General features: G+C 72.8%; 14 protein-coding genes. 10 read left to right on the top strand and 4 right to left on the bottom strand.

What is annotated here, in order from left to right; translation table 11 throughout:
* The first annotated feature begins 18 nt into the window (after positions 1-18).
* Together F9B16_RS02915 and F9B16_RS02910 are read left to right on the top strand one after the other, a co-directional pair.
* Positions 19-864: a helix-turn-helix transcriptional regulator gene (locus F9B16_RS02915; protein ID WP_151538320.1), complete on the top strand. Its 846-nt coding sequence runs from the start codon at positions 19-21 to the stop codon at positions 862-864.
* A 282-nt stretch (positions 865-1,146) separates the two neighbouring features.
* Positions 1,147-2,376 carry a PucR family transcriptional regulator gene (locus F9B16_RS02910; RefSeq protein WP_192808596.1) on the top strand — a complete coding sequence of 410 codons (1,230 nt, stop codon included), beginning with the start codon at positions 1,147-1,149 and terminating at the stop codon, positions 2,374-2,376.
* A 24-nt stretch (positions 2,377-2,400) separates the two neighbouring features.
* On the opposite strand, the gene F9B16_RS02905 is transcribed toward F9B16_RS02910, so the two are convergent.
* Genes F9B16_RS02905 through F9B16_RS02890 form a run of 4 tightly spaced genes read right to left on the bottom strand, consistent with a single transcriptional unit; the run spans position 2,401 to position 8,461 of the window.
* Positions 2,401-4,593, bottom strand: a complete 2,193-nt coding sequence (locus F9B16_RS02905) for an aldehyde dehydrogenase family protein (protein WP_151538237.1) — start codon at positions 4,591-4,593, stop codon at positions 2,401-2,403.
* Positions 4,590-6,500 (bottom strand): DUF6807 family protein, encoded by a 1,911-nt coding sequence (locus tag F9B16_RS02900; protein WP_151538236.1) that lies wholly within the window; start codon positions 6,498-6,500, stop codon positions 4,590-4,592. Before F9B16_RS02900 ends, F9B16_RS02905 begins: the two co-directional genes overlap by 4 nt.
* Positions 6,497-7,564 carry a mandelate racemase/muconate lactonizing enzyme family protein gene (locus F9B16_RS02895; RefSeq protein ID WP_151538235.1) on the bottom strand — a complete coding sequence of 356 codons (1,068 nt, stop codon included), beginning with the start codon at positions 7,562-7,564 and terminating at the stop codon, positions 6,497-6,499. Before F9B16_RS02895 ends, F9B16_RS02900 begins: the two co-directional genes overlap by 4 nt.
* A gap of 9 nt (positions 7,565-7,573) precedes the next feature.
* Positions 7,574-8,461 carry an NAD-dependent epimerase/dehydratase family protein gene (locus F9B16_RS02890; RefSeq protein WP_151538234.1) on the bottom strand — a complete coding sequence of 296 codons (888 nt, stop codon included), beginning with the start codon at positions 8,459-8,461 and terminating at the stop codon, positions 7,574-7,576.
* 147 nt (positions 8,462-8,608) lie between these two features.
* Here F9B16_RS02890 and F9B16_RS02885 point away from each other — a divergent pair, with 147 nt between their 5' ends.
* The 8 genes from F9B16_RS02885 to F9B16_RS02850 all read left to right on the top strand — a co-directional run bounded on the left by F9B16_RS02885 (position 8,609) and on the right by F9B16_RS02850 (position 18,091).
* Positions 8,609-9,571, top strand: a complete 963-nt coding sequence (locus F9B16_RS02885; RefSeq protein WP_151538233.1) for a LacI family DNA-binding transcriptional regulator — start codon at positions 8,609-8,611, stop codon at positions 9,569-9,571.
* Positions 9,568-10,548 carry an aldose epimerase family protein gene (locus tag F9B16_RS02880; protein WP_151538232.1) on the top strand — a complete coding sequence of 327 codons (981 nt, stop codon included), beginning with the start codon at positions 9,568-9,570 and terminating at the stop codon, positions 10,546-10,548. The genes F9B16_RS02885 and F9B16_RS02880 overlap by 4 nt, the downstream gene beginning before the upstream one ends.
* Before the next feature lie 186 nt (positions 10,549-10,734).
* On the top strand, positions 10,735-11,727 hold the full coding sequence (locus tag F9B16_RS02875) for a carbohydrate ABC transporter permease (protein WP_151538231.1): 993 nt from the start codon (positions 10,735-10,737) through the stop codon (positions 11,725-11,727).
* A complete protein-coding gene (locus tag F9B16_RS02870) occupies positions 11,711-12,571 on the top strand; it encodes a carbohydrate ABC transporter permease (RefSeq protein ID WP_151538230.1) in 861 nt (286 codons plus the stop codon). Before F9B16_RS02875 ends, F9B16_RS02870 begins: the two co-directional genes overlap by 17 nt.
* A 42-nt stretch (positions 12,572-12,613) precedes the next feature.
* On the top strand, positions 12,614-13,876 hold the full coding sequence (locus tag F9B16_RS02865; RefSeq protein ID WP_151538229.1) for an ABC transporter substrate-binding protein: 1,263 nt from the start codon (positions 12,614-12,616) through the stop codon (positions 13,874-13,876).
* 110 nt (positions 13,877-13,986) lie between these two features.
* On the top strand, positions 13,987-15,270 hold the full coding sequence (locus F9B16_RS02860; protein WP_151538228.1) for a Gfo/Idh/MocA family protein: 1,284 nt from the start codon (positions 13,987-13,989) through the stop codon (positions 15,268-15,270).
* Positions 15,270-16,325, top strand: coding sequence for a dienelactone hydrolase family protein (locus F9B16_RS02855; protein WP_151538227.1), 1,056 nt, complete (start codon positions 15,270-15,272; stop codon positions 16,323-16,325). Before F9B16_RS02860 ends, F9B16_RS02855 begins: the two co-directional genes overlap by 1 nt.
* Before the next feature lie 185 nt (positions 16,326-16,510).
* Positions 16,511-18,091 carry a carbohydrate-binding protein gene (locus tag F9B16_RS02850; protein WP_151538226.1) on the top strand — a complete coding sequence of 527 codons (1,581 nt, stop codon included), beginning with the start codon at positions 16,511-16,513 and terminating at the stop codon, positions 18,089-18,091.
* Positions 18,092-18,223 lie beyond the last annotated feature (132 nt).

Here is an 18,223-nt window from a genome sequence, read left to right as displayed (position 1 = left end):
CACGGGAGGACGAGCATGGTGATCGACCGGCCGGGACTGGCGGAGTTCCTGCGGCGCCGCCGCGAGTCGCTGCAGCCCGAGGACGTCGGCCTTCCGCGCGGGCCGCGCCGCAGGACCAGCGGCCTGCGGCGCGAGGAGGTGGCGTCCCTCTGCCACATGTCGGCCGACTACTACGCGCGGCTGGAGCGGGAGCGCGGTCCCCAGCCGTCCGAGCAGATGATCGCCTCGATCGCGCAGGGCCTGCACCTGTCCCTCGACGAGCGCGACCACCTGTTCCGTCTCGCCGGCCACAACCCGCCCGCCCGCGGCGCCGGCGGCGAGCACATCGGCCCCGGCCTGCTGCGGATCTTCGACCGCCTGCACGACACCCCCGCCGAGATCGTCACCGAGCTCGGCGAGACCCTGCGGCAGACCGCGCTCGGCGTCGCGCTGACCGGCGACACGACGCGGTACACCGGTCCCGCGCGCAGCCTCGGCTACCGCTGGTTCACCGACCCCGGCAGCCGGCGGCTGTACGCGCCCGAGGACCACCGCTTCCTCTCCCGGATGTTCGCGTCCGGCCTGCGCGAGATCGTGACGCTGCGCGGCCCGGACTCTCGCGCGGCGCACTACGCGGACCTGCTCCTCGCGCAGAGCGAGGAGTTCCGCGACGTCTGGAACGAGCATGAGGTCGGCATCCGCCCCAACGAGGTCAAGCGCTTCGTCCACCCGGAGGTCGGCGCGCTGGAACTGGACTGCCAGACGCTGCTGGACCCGCTCCAGTCGCACCGCCTGCTCGTCTACACCGCGACCCCGGGCAGCGAAAGCCACGAGAAGCTGCGGCTGCTCTCCGTCATCGGCGCGCACCAGCTCGGCGCCCTCTGACGGGGAACGCCCGGTACCGCGAATGATCTTGATGTGCAAATGATATGCTTCTCATACGAGAAGCTTATTCTCGTATGATTGAGGCGGCTTCTCGGAGTCGTCGGCGTCGCCCCGCGGACTGCCCCACCCCCGCTCGGGCCGGTCCGCGGTCGAGGGCCCCACCCCGGCCCCGCAACGCAGCCCCCACCATCGCCGCTGGGGCCGCCCACGTCCCTTCACATGACCGGATCACCCGCCGGAGGTCCGCTCCCGGCCTCCGCGCTTTGCGAGGGAGTCCGTTACATGGCCTCAGCCAGCACAGTCACCGTCTCCACGTTCCGGACGGCGCTCCGCGACGCCGGCGACGCGCCTCCCGACCTGGTGTCGGCGCTCGGCCCGGAAGTGCCGTCGCTGGCGATCGAGATCGTCCGGGAGATCCGCGAATCCGTCGACGATTTCGGCGACCTGCCCGAACAGGCGCCGCGCAGCCGCGTCGTCGCGACCGTGGAGCGCACGCTTCACCAGTTCATCGACCAGATCGCGAACCCCGCGGGCACGAACGATCACTGCATCAGCGTGTACCGGCGGATCGGGCGGGAGGCCTACGAGACCGGAACGGGCCTGGACGCGCTCCAGTCCGCCTACCGCGTCGGCGCCCGGGTCGCGTGGCGGCGCATCGCGGACGCCGGGCGGCGCGCGGGCTGGTCCGCGGAGACGATGTCCCGCCTCGCCGAGGCGGTCTTCGCCTACGTCGAGGAACTCGCCGAGCACTCGGTGCAGGGCCATGCCCAGGCGGGCGGGAACACCACGGACCGGGTGACGGCTCTCCGCGCCAAGCTCCTGGAACTCGTGCTCGCCGGGCCCAACGCGGAGCAGGCGGACACGCTCGCCGGCCTGGCCCGCGAGGCGCGGTGGCGGATCCCCGCCACGGTCGCCTGCGTCGCGGTCGCCCCCGCCGAGCGGGCCGAGCCGCACCTGCCGCCGGCGGTCGCCGAGGACGTCCTGGCCGACCTCGGCCGCCAGGACGCCTGCCTCGTCGTGCCGGACCCGGACGCACCGGGCCGGCACGAGATGCTCGCGCGCGCTCTGCGGGACTCCCCCTTCGCCGTCGGCCCGAGCGTGCCGCTCGCGCGCGCTGCGGCGTCCCATCGCCTGGCGGTCCAGACGCTGTCGCTGATGCGCAGGGGCATCATCGCCTTCGACCGGTACGTCCTGTGCTCCGACGAGCTCCCGACCCTCGTCCTCTTCCGCGACGAGGACGTGATCGCCCTCATGGCCGAGCGGCTCGACGAGCGGCTCGCCCCGCTGAAGCCGCCGCAGCGCGCCCGCCTGACGGAGACCCTCCAGGCATGGATCGTCACCGGCGGGCGGGTCCCCAGGATCGCCGAGCTGCTGCACGTCCACGTGCAGACCGTGCGGTACCGGCTGCGGCGCCTCCACGAGCTGTTCGGCGACGACCTGGACGACGCGGACTGGAAGTTCGGGATGGAGATGGTCCTGCGGGCGAAGTCGCTCACCGGAAGCCGGGAATGAGCCCGCGACGGTCGACGGTCGCGCTCAGCAGGCGCCGCCGGGCGGGGCCTCGGGAAGGACCAGGGTGCCGTCGACGCGCCGGGGCACGCGCCACGGGTTGTCGTCGCGGAGGGCGGGCGGGAGGAGCGGCGGCGGGCAGTCCTGGTAGGCGACGGGCCGCAGGAAGCGTGCGATCGCGGCCGTCCCGACCGACGTCGTGGTGGGCGCCGTGGTGGCGGGATAGGGGCCACCGTGCTGCTGCGCCCAGCCGACGGTGACGCCCGTCGGGTAACCGTCGAAGACGAGACGCCCCGCGCGGTCGCGGGCGATCGCGGCCAGCCGCGCGGCGAGGCCCGCCTCGTGGGGCTCGCTGTGCAGGGTGACCGTGAGGCTGCCCGGGGCGGCGGCGAGGGCGTCGGCCAGGTCCGCTTCGCCGCTGTACTCCAGGACGACGGTCATCGGGCCGAAGCACTCCTCCAGCAGCAGCTCGGAGGAGCCGAGGAGGGAGACGGGGCCCGCCATGAGGCGGGCGGCGACCTGGCGGCCGTCGCCCGTTCGCCCGGTCGCGACGGTGCGCAGGCCCGGGATGGACGCGCGTTCGGCGGCGCCTTCCGTGAAGGCGGACCGGATCCCGTCGCCGAGGAGCGTCTGCGGGGCGAGGCCGGTGAAGGACCCGGCCATCGCGTCGGCGAGGCCGGACCCGGCGGGGGCCAGGACGAGCCCGGGCTTGACGCAGAACTGGCCCGCGCCGAGGGCGACCGACGCCGCGAGGCCCTCGGCGATCTCCGCGAGCCGGGCCTTCGCCGCGCCCGGCGTCACGACGAGCGGGTTCAGGCTGCCCAGCTCGCCGTAGAACGGGATCGGCTCGGGACGCGCCATCGCCAGGTCGTGCAGGTACCGGCCGCCCCGCACGGAACCGGTGAAGCCGATCGCCTTCACCCGCCCGTCCTGGACGAGCGCGGTGCCCGCGTCGCGTCCGTGGACGAGCTGCACCACGTCCTCGGGGAGGCCGGCCGCGGCGGCGCCCGCGCGAAGCGCGCCGAGCGTCCGGACCGAGGTCTCCGGGTGCAGCTCGTGGGCCTTGACGACGACCGTGCAGCCCGCGGCGAGCGCGCTCGCGGTGTCGCCGCCGGCGACGCTGAACGCGAACGGGAAGTTCGACGCGGAGAACACGCCGGCGACGCCGAGCGGCACGTTCATCCGGCGCAGGTCCGGCTTGGGCGGGACGGCGGCCGGATCGGCGGAGTCGATGCGGACGTCCAGGAACGACCCCTCGCGCAGCACCTCGGCGAACAGCCGGAGCTGCCCGCTGGTGCGGGCGGCCTCACCGGTGAGCCGCGCCCCGCCGAGGGCCGTCTCGGCGTCGGCCGCCGCGACCAGCTCGTCCGTGCGGTCGTCGAGGGCGGCGGCCATCGCGTCGAGGAGCGCGGCGCGGCCCCGCGGCCCCGCCTCGTCGAGGACGGGCAGCAGGTCGGCGGCGCGGCGGCAGACCGCGCCGACCTCCTGCGGGGTGGCGGTGGCGTACTCGGCGCGGCGGCCGCCGGTGCGGGCGTCGATGCTCGGGACGGGCACGGGCGTCCTCCAGGTCAGGTCGTCGGGGATGCGGGCGGCGGGCGGCAGCAGCGGCCCCGCCTCCGCCAGCAGCAGCCGGGCGACCTCGATCGCGCCCGCCGCGGTGAAGTGGGTGTCGTCGGCGCTGCCGCGCGGGTAGTTGGGGTGCGGGCCGAGCCACAGGAACAGCTCTCTGGTCGCGTCCGGGCCGAGTTCGCGCCAGCGGCGCGCGCTCGCGCTCTGCAGATCGACGAGCGGGACCCGTTCGGCCTCGGCGAGCGCCCTCATCGCCGCCGGGTACTCGCCGTGCGTGGACGACCCGTCCGGCGTGCGGCGCTCGACCGGCGTCACCAGTACCGGACGGGCATCACGCGACCGGGCGCCGTCCACGTAGCGGCGCAGGCAGGAGGTGTAGGCGCCGTAGGGGGCACCGAACCTCTGCTGGTCGTGCCTGGGGTCGTTGTGGCCGAAGCAGATGAGCAGGACATCGCCCGCGCCGATCTCGGACATGATCCGGTCGTGCATGCCGAGCCGCTCGATCGAGCTGCGCGCGCTCGCGCCGGGGTAGGCCCCGTTGACGACCGGGACGTCCAGGAACCGGGCGAGCGCCTGCCCCCACCCGGCCTGGGGCGCCTGGCCCGACGGGTAGTCCGCGGCGGTCGAGTCGCCCGCGATGAAGATCCTCATCCTGCGGTCCCTTCGGCGAGGTCACGGGCCCGTCCGGGAGCGAGCCGCCCGTCGGCGACCACGACCGTGACCGCCCGGTGCAGGCTCTCGGGTACGGTCAGCGGCTCGTCCCAGGCCAGCGCCGGTCCGACGCCCGGGTACTCGGCGACGCGGACGAACCACGGGTCGAGCCCGGCGGTCTGGACGAACACCAGCGTCCAGTCGTCCGAGGCCAGGGCCAGCCACGGGGTGACGCTGCCGTGCACGGCCTCCTCCCCCGACGCCTCGCCGGTGAAGACGGCGAGGCCGGACGAGTCCTTGGGCGCGCGCCAGAAGAACCCGCCGTAGCCCGCGCCGACCCGCCCCTTGCAGGCCGAACTCTGCAGGACGAGCGGGCGCCCCGTCCGTCCGGTGAATGTGAACGCGAAGTCCAGCGCCCAGGCGTCCTCCGCCACGGTTCGTGCGGTCAGGGTGCGTTCCTCGGCGGCGACGACGGTGCCGTCCGGGCCGACCCAGTCGAGGCTCTCCGCGTAGCCGCCGTCGACGGGCCGGAGCGTGCGCCGCCGCTGCCGTCCGTGGTCGGCCAGCATCCGCGGCCCTTCGTCCCGGACGTAGGTGGACCCGCCCCAGAAGTTGGCGCCGTCGACGTCGGATATCGCGACGCTCGCCCCGAAATGGTGGACGTGGTCGTCCGGCTGGACCTCGGTGACGACCGTCCCGCCGAGCGTCCGGACGGGGTGCAGGTGGGGCCGCGGGGCGTCGGACGGCTGCAGGTCCCCGCGCTCGGTGTAGGCGGCGACGTCCCGCCCGTCCGCCCGCAGCACCGTCTCCGGCCATGGAGCCCGGACCGACCCGAGGCTCTCGGGGAAGCCCAGTTCGGAGAGCGTCTTGAGCTCGGCCGCCGCCCGCACGGCCAGGTCCTCGATCCCCGGCAGCACCAGCCGGGACGGTTCGGCGCGGACGAACCGTCCCTCGACCGGCCGCGGTCCGGGGGCGCGCCGGATCGCGTCGAGCAGCCGGGTGAAGCCGCCGGTGCGGGCGAGCGGCACCAGCAGGCCCGCCCCGTCCCGGACGTGCGCGATGAGGTTGCCGAGCAGGTCGGTCCGGTCGTAACCGGTCCTGACCCCGCCGGCCTCGATCTCGTCGAGGGTGTAGAAGAGCCGCGCCGACCGGGTCGTGCCGTGCAGGTGCAGGTAGGGCTCGGTGCGGCGGCGGTCGGAGCACAGCGAGACCGTGATCGCGATGACGGTGCCGCCGGCCAGCCGGAGCCGTGCGCTGGAGGTGTCGTCGGACTCGATGCCGTTGGCGCGGTACAGCTCCAGCTCGATGCCCGCGATCGACTCGGCGGTGTCCGCCCCGGCGACGGCGAGGGCGGACGCGACCGCGTGGGCGAAGGGGTTGGTGAGGGCGCCGTCCATGACGTCGACGCCGTCCAGCCGGCGGTGCCCCGCCCACGCCGAGCGGGTGTAGTAGTCGAACGGCCGGGTCCACGCTCCGGCGACCCCGATGCCGCGGACCGGCTCGCCGAGCACGTCGCGGGCCGCCGGGATCGCCGCCGACCCGAGCGACTGGAAGCCGACCTGGCAGACCAGGCCGGTCTCGGCCACCGCGGCGGAGACGGCGGCGAACTCCTCCAGCGACGGCGCGGGCGGCTTCTCCAGCAGCACGTGCGCGCCGGCCCGGAGCGCGGCGACGGCGAGCGGCGCGTGCGTGTGGATCGGGGTGGCGATCACCGCGACCTCCGCGCCGGTCTCCCGGATCAGCACCGGGAGGTCGGCCGAGACCGGCACGCCGAGCCCGGACGGCGGCCGGACGTCGCCGACCCCGGCCAGCTCGGCCCGGCCCAGCGCGGCCAGGCGCCCGACGTTCTCCAGATGGTGGCGCCCGTAACCGTTGACGCCCGCGACGACGACCCGCACGGGCCTCATGCCGGCCACCCCGCCGTCCGCCGCGCCGTCCACCGGGTCGGCGCGCCCGTCGCCCGCAGCTCCGCGCCGGCGATCTCCACCGGGGGCGGATCGGCCAGCAGCCCGAGGTCGGTGAGCGACGCGTCCTCGACCAGCTCCACCATCGCGGGATGGTGCAGGGCCAGCGCGAGCTGCCCCGACAGCTCGGTGAGCAGGTGCGGGTAGACCGGCACGTCGAAGACGCGGGCGAGGTCGGCGATGCGCAGGAACGGGGTGATGCCGCCGACCCGCACGACGTTCGGCTGGACCACGTCGCAGGCCCCCGCGGTCAGCAGGTCGCGGAAGCCGTGCGCGGTCGCGACGTTCTCGCCGACCGCGATCGGCGTGCCGATGCTCCGGCGCAGCTCCGCGTGGGCGCCGACGTCGTCGGCGGGCAGCGGCTCCTCGATCCAGAATGGGTCGAACCGCTCCAGCGCGCGCAGCGCCGTCCGGGCCCGGTGCAGGTCCCACCGCTGGTTCGCGTCGATCATCAGGGCGGTGTCCGGGCCGACGACCTCGCGGACGGCGGCGACCCGCGCGACGTCCTCGGCGAGCGACGGCCGGCCCACCTTGATCTTGACGGCGGGGTGCCCGGCGGCGGCCCACCGCGCGGCCTGCGCGGTCAGCTCGTCCAGCGAGTAGTGCAGGTTGACGCCGCTGCCGTAGACGGGAACGGAGTCGCGCCGCGCCCCGAGCACGTCCACGAGCGACCGACCGCCGCATTCCAGGTCCCACAGCGCGAGGTCGACGCCGGCCATCGCGATCGGGACGATCCCGGACCGCCCGGCCTCGCCGAGGCGGGCCGACAGCCGGTCCCACACGGCGCCGGGATGCGCGGGGAGCCCGATCACCGCGTCGCGGACGTCGTGCTCCAGCAGCGCCCGGACCGCGGCGGCCCCGATCTGCGGGGTCCAGGAGATCCCGGTGCCCGTCCGCCCGTCGTCCAGCGTGAGCGTGACGAGCAGGACGTGGTTGGCGGGCACGTCGGCGCCCCACGGCCGGGCCAGCGGCACCGACCGGGCGGCGACGGACAGGTCCTCGATCATGCGTCCCCCTCAGGCGAGCTCGGTGCGCCAGCTGCGCTTGGCGGACCAGCCGAGCAGCCGCTCGGCCTTGGCGGAGGAGAACGCCGGGGCCGTGCCGGTCAGCACGGCGGCGGCCTCCTTCGTCTCCGGGAAGAACCGGGGCAGCAGCTCGGCGAGCGGTTCGCGGGCCAGCGCGTCGCCGGCGCCGGCGAAGAACACCTCGCCGTTGCGCTCCAGGTCGGGCAGCCGTGCGAGGAGCGCGTCGACGAACTCGCCGGCGTCGCGGGCGTCGAGGTAGTTGAACAGCGAGACGCTGCCGATCTCCGGCCGGTCCAGGCGTTCGCGCAGGGTGTGCCCCGACTGGGTCGGCGCGCCGTCCCACTCCTCGGGCGCGACGACGAAGCAGGGCCGGACCGCGGCCATCCGGGTGCCGGACCCGGCCCGCGCGAACGCCTGCATGGTCTGCTCGGCGACCAGTTTCGACAGGCTGTAGACGTTCCAGGGCCGCGGCGGGTGCTCCTCGTCCAGCGGCAGGCGGTCGGGGATCCAGCCGCCGGGCGCGCCGTAGCCCATCACGGTCGGGCTGCTCGCGACGACGAGCCGCTCCACCCCGAGCGCCACCGACGCGGCGCAGACGTTGAAGGCGAGCTGGGTGTTGACCCGGAAGATCGTGGCGTCCGTCCGGCCGAACGGGACGGCGATGGCGGCGAGGTGCACGACCGCCTCCGGCCGGAACCGGGCGAGGGCCGAGTGGGCCTCGCCCAGATCGGTGAGGTCGGCCGGTAGGGTTTCGGCGGCGTCCCGGGGCGTGCCCGGGGCGGTGTCGACGCCGATCACCTCGTGTCCGGCGGCCGCCAGCGCGCCGACGACGCTGCGGCCGAGCCGGCCCGCGCTTCCGGTGACGAGCACTCTGCTCACCGCGTGAACCTCCTGAGGGGTGCTGCAAACAGTTGCAGTAACGATCCCGCCAGATCCGGGCACCCGTCAAGAGAGCGGCGTTCGACCAGGGAAAACAGCTTGAGTGATCACCTCCATTGTGCAAACGGTTGCGTTAAGGTGGGCGGCATGGCTGTGACTATCCGGGACGTCGCCCATGCCTGCGGCGTGCACGTGTCGACGGTGTCGCGGACGTTCTCCGCGCCGCACATGGTGAACGCCGAGACCCGGAACCGGGTGCTCGCGGCGGCCGAGGAGCTCGGCTACCGGCCGAACCGGGCGGCCCGCTCGCTCACCACCGGCCGGACCGGCAACCTCGGGCTGATCGTCGCCGACCTGGCGAACCCGTTCTTCCCCCCGCTGATCAAGGCGGCGCAGGCCGCCGCCCGCGCCCAGGACTACCACCTGTTCGTCGCCGACACCGACGAGGACCCGGTCGAGGAGCAGGACCTCGTGCTGGCGTTCTCCAAGCAGGTCGACGGCGTCGTGCTGTGCAGCCCCCGGCTGTCGAACAAGGCGCTCGGCAGGCTCGCCGAGACGATCCCGTTCGTCCTGGTCAACCGGCGGATGCGCGGGGTGCCGACGGTCGTCATGGACGTCGCGCACGGCGCCCGCACCGCGATGGAGCACCTGACCGGGCTCGGCCACCGGCGCGTCGCCCTCGTGTCGGGCCCCGCCGGCTCGTGGACGAGCGGTGAGATGCGCCGGGCCGTCACCGGCATGCCCGGCGTCGACACGGTCGTGTTCGGCCCGAACGCGCCCACCGAGCAGGGCGGCGTCGCGGTCGCCGAGCAGGTGGCCGCGGCGGGCGTGACCGGCGTGCTGGCCTACAACGACCTCGTCGCGATCGGGCTGATCGAGGGCCTGGAGGAGCGCGGCGTCCGGGTGCCGGCCGACGTCAGCGTGATCGGCGTCGACGACAGCATCACCGGGCGGCTGCACCGGCCCAAGCTCACCACGGTCGCCATGCCCACGGCCGACGCCGGGCGCATGGCCGTCGACCTGCTCGTCAAGTCGATGAGCGCCGCCACCGTCCTGGAGACCCACCTGGTGGTCCGCGAGTCCACCGCACCCCCGAAAGGATTGCCATGACGCTTCCCGACACGGCCTTCGGCGTCACCCCCGAAGGCGAGAAGGTCCACCGGCACGTGCTGGACAACGGGCGGTTGCGGGCCGCCGTCCTGACCTACGGCGCGACGCTCCAGCGGCTCCGGGTCGCCGACGGCACCGACGTCGTGCTCGGCCTCGGGACGCTCCAGGACTACCTGCGCCGCAGCCGGTACTTCGGCGCGGTCGTCGGCCGGTACGGCAACCGCATCGCCCGCGGCAGGTTCACCCTCGACGGCCGGGAGTACCGGCTCGCGGCCAACGACGGCGAGCACACCCTGCACGGCGGCGTCCGCGGTTTCGACAAGCGGGTGTGGCGGGCCGAGTCGGCCGGTCCCGAGGAGGTGGAGCTGAGCCTGGTGAGCCCGGACGGCGAGGAGGGCTATCCGGGCGAGCTGCGGGCCCGCGTCCGGTACGTCCTGGACGGCGACGCGCTGCGGCTGGAGTACCGCGCCGTGACCGACGCCCCGACGGTGGTCAACCTGACCAACCACTCCTACTTCAACCTGGCGGGCTCCGGCGACGTGCGCCGCCACGTGGTGATGATGGAGGCCGACCGCTACCTGCCGGTCGACGAGGGGAAGATCCCCACCGGCGAGCTGGCGCCGGTCGCCGGGACGCCGTTCGACTTCACCGCCCCCACCCGGGTGGACGCGCGCCGCGACGGCCGCTACGACCACTGCTTCGTGCTCCGCGGGCGGGCGACGGTGACCGATCCGGCGAGCGGCCGGTCGATGGAGGTCACCACGACCGAGCCGGGCGTGCAGTTCTACACCGGGCACATGCTGGACGGCGTCGCCACCCCGTTCGGGCCGTTCGCGGGCCTGTGCCTGGAGACCCAGCGGTTCCCCGACGCGCCGAACCGGCCGGCGTTCCCGTCCGCGGTGCTGCGGCCCGGACAGGAGCACCGCTCGGTCACCACGTACCGCTTCAGCCATGCCCGCGACTGCAACCGTTTGTAGTAACGAGCAGGCAAGCCCGAACGTTATGGTGCCGATGCTTTGTACTCAAAAGGCCGCTGACCTCGGCTTATTCGATTGCGGTTCGACGTCGGTCGTGAGGAATCTCACTGCAAAGGGTTGACGTCATCTGCGAGATGGCTATAAGAAAGCGCTATCTCATCCACCCGCTCAACCGAAGGGCCAGTGATGACGCTGAGGCCCGCCGAGGCCGGCCCGGCGGCGGGGACGGCCGAACCCCCGGCCGCGCCCCCCGCGCGGCGGCGAGCGCGCCGCCCCCGCCGCCGCAAGAGCTCCCGCGCACGCTCACAGGCATGGGCCGGCTACCTGTTCCTGGCCCCCTGGTTCATCGGGCTGTTCGCCATCACGCTCGGCCCGATGATCGCCACGCTGTACCTGTCGTTCAACGACTACAGCATGCTGACGCCGCCGCACTGGATCGGCCTGGACAACTACCACAGGATGTTCACGGCCGACGACCGGTTCATCCACTCGCTCCGGGTCACGACCGTCTACGTCGCCGTCTCCGTGCCGCTCCAGCTCGCGTTCGCGCTCGGGCTGGCGATGGCGCTGGACAAGGGGCTGCGCGGGCTGCCGATCTACCGGTCGGTCTTCTACCTGCCCTCACTGCTCGGCGGCAGCGTCGCGATCGCGATCCTGTGGCGGAAGATCTTCGGGACCGACGGGATCGTCAACACGTTCCTCGGCTGGTTCGGCTACCACGGCGAGGGCTGGGTCACCAGCCCCGACACCGCGCTGTGGACGCTGATCATCCTGCACGTGTGGACGTTCGGCGCCCCGATGGTCATCTTCCTGGCCGGGCTCCGGCAGATCCCGCGGGAGCTGTACGAGGCGGCCCGGGTGGACGGCGCCGGCCGCTGGCGCCAGTTCCGCTCCATCACGCTGCCGCTGCTCACCCCGATCATCTTCTTCAACGCCGTGCTGGAGCTGATCAAGTCGTTCCAGTCCTTCACGCAGGCGTTCGTCGTCAGCGGCGGCAACGGCGGACCGGTCGACTCGACCCTCTTCTACACGCTCTACCTCTACATCAAGGGCTTCAAGAACTACGAGATGGGCTACGCGGCCGCCATGGCCTGGGTGCTGCTGCTCATCATCGGGGCCCTGACCGCCGTCAACTTCCTCATGTCTCGATTCTGGGTCTTCTATGGCGACGAGAAGTAACCGCGTGCCGGTGCTGTTCCGGCCCGCGTCGCGGCTGACCAAGCACGTGCTGCTGATCGTGTTCGGGCTGTTCATGCTCTACCCGCTGCTCTGGATGGTCTCCAGCTCGATCAAGCCGGAGGGCCTGATCTTCCGGGAGCCGGGGCTGGTGCCGCACGACGTCACCGGCGCGAACTACTCCGGCGGCTGGCACGCGCTCAAGCACTCCTTCGGCTACTACCTGTGGAACTCGGCGGTCATCACCGTGCTCGCGGTCGTCGGCAACCTGGTGGCCTGCTCCCTGGCCGCCTACGCGTTCGCGCGGCTGGAGTTCCCGCTGAAGAAGCTGTGGTTCACCGTCATGCTGCTGTCGATCATGCTGCCGCACCACGTCACCGTCGTGCCGCAGTACATCATGTTCAGCAAGATCGGCTGGATCAACACGATCTGGCCGATCGTGGTGCCGAAGTTCCTCGCCACCGACGCGTTCTTCATCTTCCTGATGGTGCAGTTCATCCGCACCCTGCCCCGCGAGCTGGACGAGGCCGCCGCGATCGACGGCGCCGGCCACTGGCGGACGTTCGTGCAGGTCATCCTGCCGCTGTGCGTGCCCGCGCTGGCCACCACCGCGATCTTCACGTTCATCTGGACGTGGAACGACTTCTTCACCCAGAACCTCTACCTCACCAATTCCGACAACCTCACCGCGCCCGTCGCGCTGCGCCAGTTCCTGGACGCCAGCAGCGATTCGTCGTGGGGGCCGATGTTCGCGATGTCGATCATCTCGCTCGGCCCGATCTTCGGCTTCTTCCTGGCCGGCCAGAAATACCTCGTCCGCGGAATGGCGACCACCGGTTTCAAATAGCCCCCCGCTTCCTCCCCACCCCCCTGTCCGGAGGTACGAACAATGAAACGCATCCTGGCGGCCACCGCCCTCGCCGTGGTGGCGGTCTCGGCCACCGCCTGCGGAGGCGGCGACGACGGCGGATCCGGCGGCAGGACCAAGCTCGTCTTCTCCTACTGGGGCAGCGACTCCCGGCAGAAGCTGACCGAGACGGCGATCGCCGCCTTCGAGAAGAAGAACCCGACGATCGACGTCGAGGGCGACTTCTCCGACTTCGACAGCTACTACGAGAAGCTCGCCACCAAGACCGCGGCCGGGGACGCCCCGGACGTGATGTCGATCGAGATCCGCGGCCTGGCCGAGTACGCGGGACGCGGCGCCCTCGCCGACACCAAGGGCAAGGTCAGCACCGCCGACCTGGACCAGAGCGTGCTCAAGGCCGGGCAGTTGGACGGCAAGCAGTACGCGATCCCGACCGGCGTCAACACGTGGCCGATGATCGTCAACAAGGACCTCCTGGAGAAGGAGGGCCAGAAGATGCCCGACGACAAGACGTGGACCTGGGACGACTACATCGCGGCGTCCCAGAAGATGACGCAGAAGAGCGGCGAGCAGGTCTGGGGCACCGAGTACAACGAGAACCCGGCGTTCCTGCAGGTCTTCGCCGGGCAGCGCGGCGAGCCGTTCTACGCGAACGGCAAGGTGGGCCTGTCCGAGCAGACCATCAAGGACTGGTGGGCGCTGCTGCAGAAGATCATCGCCACGAAGGCCGGGCCCGGCGCCGCGAAGATGCTGGAGACCGGCACCAAGCCCGACCTGTCGCTGCTCGCCACCAACAAGAGCGTGTACGGCAGCTGGTGGAGCAACCAGCTCGACGCGCTGTCCAAGGGCTCCGGCCAGGACCTGGAGCTGCTGCGGATGCCGAAGGCGCCGGGCGCGAGCGCGTCCGGGATGTTCCTGCAGCCCGCGATGTACTACACGATCTCGTCCCGGACGAAGCACTCCGAGGCCGCCGCGAAGTTCATCGACTTCATGGTCAACGACCCCGAGGCCGGCGCGATCGTGCTCAGCGACCGCGGCCTGCCCACCAACGCGAAGGTGCTCGCCGCGATCAAGGGCAAGCTGTCTCCCGCCGACCAGAAGGTGGCGGCCTTCATGGACTCGATCAAGGGCGAGCTGAGCCCGATCGTGATCCCGCCGAAGGGCGCGACGGAGATGGAGGACATCCTCAAGCGCGCCACCGACTCGGTGCTGTTCGGCAAGGCGAAGCCGGACGCCGCGGCCAAGAGCTTCCTGTCCGAGGCCAACAACGCGCTGTCCCAGTAAGGCCCCGCCTCCGCAGCGCCGCGTCGCGGCAAGGCGCACGGACGAGCCGTGCGGCCCGCGGCCACCCCCGGGCCGCACGGCGCCACCCCTGATCCTGGAGTTCCCGCACCATGCGATACGCCTTCGTCGGGCTCGGCCACCGGGCGCAGATGTACGTCGACGCGCTGCTCGGCGTCTGGAGCGGCACCGGCGAGATCGCCGCGCTCTGCGACCCCAACCGCACGCGCCTGGCCTACTACCTCGACCGCATCGGACGCGACGTGCCGTGCTTCGCGCCCGCGGAGTTCGGCAAGATGCTCGAGCTCGCGGACGCCGTCATCGTCACCACGGTCGACGCGGCCCACGCCCGGTACGTCGTCGCGGCGCTCGACGCGGGCAAGGACGTCGTCGTCGAGAAGCCGCTGTGCACGACCGCCGAGGACTGCGCGGCGATCGCGGACGCCGCCGAACGCAGCACCGGCCGCCTCGTCGTCACCTTCAACTACCGCTACTCGCCGCGCAACAGCGCCGTCCGGAAGGCGCTCATGGACGGCGCGATCGGCGAGGTCACGTCGGTGCACTTCGAATGGGCGCTGGACACCATCCACGGCGCCGACTACTTCCGCCGCTGGCACCGCGACAGGGAGAGCTCCGGCGGGCTGCTGGTGCACAAGGCCACCCACCATTTCGACCTGGTGAACTGGTGGCTCGACGACGCCGCCGCGTCCGTCTACGCGCAGACGTCCCTGCGCTTCTACGGCGCCGACAACGCCCGCGCGCGCGGGCTCACCGACCGTCCCGCCAGGGCTCGGCACGCGCCGGGGCTCGGCACGGACCCGTTCCTGCTCGACCTGTCCGCCGATCCCCGGCTCAAAGCGCTCTACCTGGACGCCGAGCACGAGGACGGCTACCTCCGCGACCAGGACGTGTTCGGCGAGGGCATCACCATCGACGACAACATGGCCGTCCTCGCCCGCTACGAGAAGGGCGCGCTGCTCACCTACTCCCTCAACGCCCACGCCCCGGCGGAGGGGTACCGGGCCGTCTTCAACGGCACCGCCGGACGGCTCGAACTGCACGTGGTCGAGCGCGCGTGGGCGCCGCCGCACGCCGCGATCGACCCGACCGCGTCCGGGAAGGAGCACGCCGCGGGCGCGTCGGAGCGGCTCGTCCTGCACCGGCACTGGCACGAGCCCGAGGAGATCGCGATCGAGCGGGGCGCGGGCGCGCACGGCGGCGGGGACGCGCTGCTGCTCGACGACGTGTTCCGGGGCCCGTCGGACGATCCGCTCGCGCGGCAGGCGGGGTACCGGGCGGGTGTCGCGAGCGTGATGATCGGCGTGTCGGCCGGCCTGTCCGCCGCGACCGGCGCCCCCGTCGCCCTCACGGACGGCGGGACGCGGCGGGCGGGCTGATGCTCGGGGAGTTCGCGGGCCTGGCGGGGATCGCCGCGCAGGACCGCGGGCTGTTCCCGGCACCGGGCCCGGACCTGCCCGCGCGCCTGCGCGACGCGCTCGGCGTCCTGGAGCTGCGCGCCCGGGACGTCCGGGTCGAGGGCCGGTGGACCGCCGGGGACCTGGCCGGCGAGGAGCTGTCCTGGACGGTCGGTTTCGGCCCCCGCACCCGCGCCTTCCTGCTCCGCCCGCGCGACGCGGCGGGCCCGCTGCCGGGCGTCGTCGCGCTGCACTGCCACGCGGGCATGAAGTGGGCGGGCAAGGACAAGATCGCCGACGGTCCGGGGCCGCCGGCGCCCGAGGTCGTCCGGCTGCGCCGCGAGATCCAGGGCGGCCGCGCCTACGCGAACGAGCTGGCCCGCCGGGGCTTTGCCGTGCTCTGCCATGACGTCCTCGCCTGGGGCTCCCGCCGCTTCCCGATGCCCCTCGCTCCGGGTCCGGACGCGACCGAGCCCGACCGCTACGACCGCGCGGCACGCGACCACGAGCACGTGCTGGCGAAGGCCTGCACGCTCCTCGGCACGTCGTTCGCCGGGGTGCTCGCCTCCGAGGACCTCGCGGCGGCGGCGTACCTGCGCTCCCGGCCCGGCATCACGTCCGTCAGCGCGATCGGCCTGTCGGGCGGCGGGGTGCGCGCCGCCCTGCTGGGCGCGCTCGCCCCGGGGATCGCCGCCGTGATCGCGGTCGCGGCGGTCTCCTCCTTTCGGGACTTCCGCGACGAGCACGTGGCCGCCCATTCCTGGATGCTGTTCCCTCCCGGGCTGACCCGCCTGGCCGACTGGCCCGGCGTGGTCGCCTCCCGGGTCCCGCGCCCGCTGTTGGTCCTCTACGCCGCCGCCGACCCGCTCTTCCCGGCCGAGGGGATGCGCCGCGCGCACCGCGAGATCACCGAGGCCTACCGGACGGCGCCCGGCCGCTATACCGGCGCCTTCTTCGACGCCCCGCACGTCTTCGACATTCCCATGCAGGAAGCGGCTTTCGCATGGCTTACCGGCATTATTTCGCGCGGCCGATAGCGGACCCGGATACAACAATTGCCGCCATTGACGGGTTCGCGAGGCGCGCCTACTTTGAGAGATAGAAAGCGCTTTCAAGGGACTGATCATCCCCGACCACCCCACATTCGAGAACCGTTCCCCTTTCGCCGGGAGAACGGTCGGACACGCCCGGAGAAGAGACCCGGGCGATCTGGAGACAGACAATGCAACTGAGACCCGTCATCGCGTGCGGCGGACTGCTCGCCGGCGCGCTCGTCGCACTGTCCGCGAACCCGGCGCAGGCCGCCACCACCCGCTACGAGGCCGAAAGCTCCCCCGCGGTATGCAGCGGAACCATCGACTCCGACCACGGCGGCTACTCCGGCGCCGGATTCTGCAACGGCGAGAACAAGGCCGGGGCGTACGCGCAGTTCACCGTGAACGCGGCGGCCGCGGGCACGGCCACGCTGCGGATCCGCTTCGCCAACGGCACCTCGTCCGCGCGTCCAGCGGACGTCACCGTGAACGGCTCGGCCGGCCCGTCGGTGTCGTTCGAGGGCACCGGCTCCTGGGACACGTGGGCCACGAAGACGGTCACCGTCCCGGTCACCGCGGGCGCCAACACCGTCCGGCTCACCCCCACCGGCGCCGCCGGCCTGGCCAACCTCGACTGCGTCGACGTCGAGCTGGGCGGCGACACCCCGCCGCCGACCAGCGGAGACGCCCTGTACGTCGCGCCGGGCGGCAGCGACGGCGCGTCCGGGACGCAGTCGGACCCGACGACGCTCGCCTCCGCGATCGGCCGCGTCTCCCCCGGCGGGACGATCTACATGCGCGGCGGCACCTACCACTACGCGCAGACGGTCACGATCCCGCAGGGCGACGACGGGACGTCGAGCGCGCGCACCGTGCTGTCGGCCTATCCCGGCGAGACCCCCGTGCTGGACTTCTCGGCGCAGAGCGAGGACCCGGCCAACCGCGGCCTCCAGGTGAACGGCTCCTACTGGCACGTCTCCGGCCTCGTCGTCGAGCACGCGGGCGACAACGGCGTCTTCGTCGGCGGCAGCGGAAACGTCATCGAGCGGACGGTGACGCGCTTCAACCGCGACACCGGGCTGCAGATCTCCCGGATCGCCTCCACCACCCCGCGTGACCAGTGGCCGTCCGGGAACCTCGTCGTCAGCTCCGAATCCCACGACAATTCCGATTCCGACGGCGAGGACGCCGACGGATTCGCCGCCAAGCTCACCGTCGGCACCGGGAACGTGTTCCGCTACGACGTTTCCCACAACAACATCGACGACGGCTGGGATCTGTACACCAAGACCGACACCGGCACCATCGGGCCGGTCACGATCGAGGACTCCCTTTCCTACGGGAACGGCACCCTCACCGACGGAACGCAGAACGGGAACGGCGACCGCAACGGCTACAAGCTCGGCGGCGACAAGATCGCCGTGAACCACGTCGTGCGGCGCAGCATCGCCTACGGGAACGGCCACCACGGATTCACCTACAACAGCAATCCGGGCACCATCACGGTGTCGGACGACGTCAGCATCGACAACGCCGAAAGGAACTTCTCGTTCGACACCGGCACCTCGGTGTTCCGGAACGACACCTCGTGCCGGTTCGCCGCCGGCGGGTCGAACGACAAGGTCGCCGGCGACGCCGACGCGTCGAACCAGTTCTGGTCCGGGACGAACGGGTCCCGCTGCTCGGCGTACGCCGGGGCGCTCGGCTGGTCGTTCGCCTCGGACGGCCGCCTGGTCGTGACCTTCGGCGGCAAGGCGGTGACGCCGTAGCCCCTGCTCGCCGCCCATCCCCGCGCGTCCCCGCCCGGCCGGCCGGGCGGGGACGCCGGGCCGCGCGCGGCGGTCAGACGGTGCGGACGGCCCCCCCCGCGGCGGCCCGCGCCGCGCCCCGGGCGGCGGGCG

It is taken from the genome of Actinomadura montaniterrae, assembly GCF_008923365.1.
Classification (GTDB): domain Bacteria; phylum Actinomycetota; class Actinomycetes; order Streptosporangiales; family Streptosporangiaceae; genus Spirillospora; species Spirillospora montaniterrae.
Note: the sequence above shows the minus strand (reverse complement) of the source record. Positions and strands in the feature narration are given on the sequence as shown.

Coding starts and splice junctions, on each gene's coding strand:
- F9B16_RS02910 (WP_192808596.1), top strand. CDS start 1,147: ATGGCCTCAGCCAGCACAGTCACCGTCTCCACGTTCCGGACGGCGCTC.
- F9B16_RS02905 (WP_151538237.1), bottom strand. CDS start 4,593: ATGAGGATCTTCATCGCGGGCGACTCGACCGCCGCGGACTACCCGTCG.
- F9B16_RS02900 (WP_151538236.1), bottom strand. CDS start 6,500: ATGAGGCCCGTGCGGGTCGTCGTCGCGGGCGTCAACGGTTACGGGCGC.
- F9B16_RS02895 (WP_151538235.1), bottom strand. CDS start 7,564: ATGATCGAGGACCTGTCCGTCGCCGCCCGGTCGGTGCCGCTGGCCCGG.
- F9B16_RS02885 (WP_151538233.1), top strand. CDS start 8,609: ATGGCTGTGACTATCCGGGACGTCGCCCATGCCTGCGGCGTGCACGTG.
- F9B16_RS02880 (WP_151538232.1), top strand. CDS start 9,568: ATGACGCTTCCCGACACGGCCTTCGGCGTCACCCCCGAAGGCGAGAAG.
- F9B16_RS02875 (WP_151538231.1), top strand. CDS start 10,735: ATGACGCTGAGGCCCGCCGAGGCCGGCCCGGCGGCGGGGACGGCCGAA.
- F9B16_RS02870 (WP_151538230.1), top strand. CDS start 11,711: ATGGCGACGAGAAGTAACCGCGTGCCGGTGCTGTTCCGGCCCGCGTCG.
- F9B16_RS02865 (WP_151538229.1), top strand. CDS start 12,614: ATGAAACGCATCCTGGCGGCCACCGCCCTCGCCGTGGTGGCGGTCTCG.
- F9B16_RS02860 (WP_151538228.1), top strand. CDS start 13,987: ATGCGATACGCCTTCGTCGGGCTCGGCCACCGGGCGCAGATGTACGTC.
- F9B16_RS02855 (WP_151538227.1), top strand. CDS start 15,270: ATGCTCGGGGAGTTCGCGGGCCTGGCGGGGATCGCCGCGCAGGACCGC.
- F9B16_RS02850 (WP_151538226.1), top strand. CDS start 16,511: ATGCAACTGAGACCCGTCATCGCGTGCGGCGGACTGCTCGCCGGCGCG.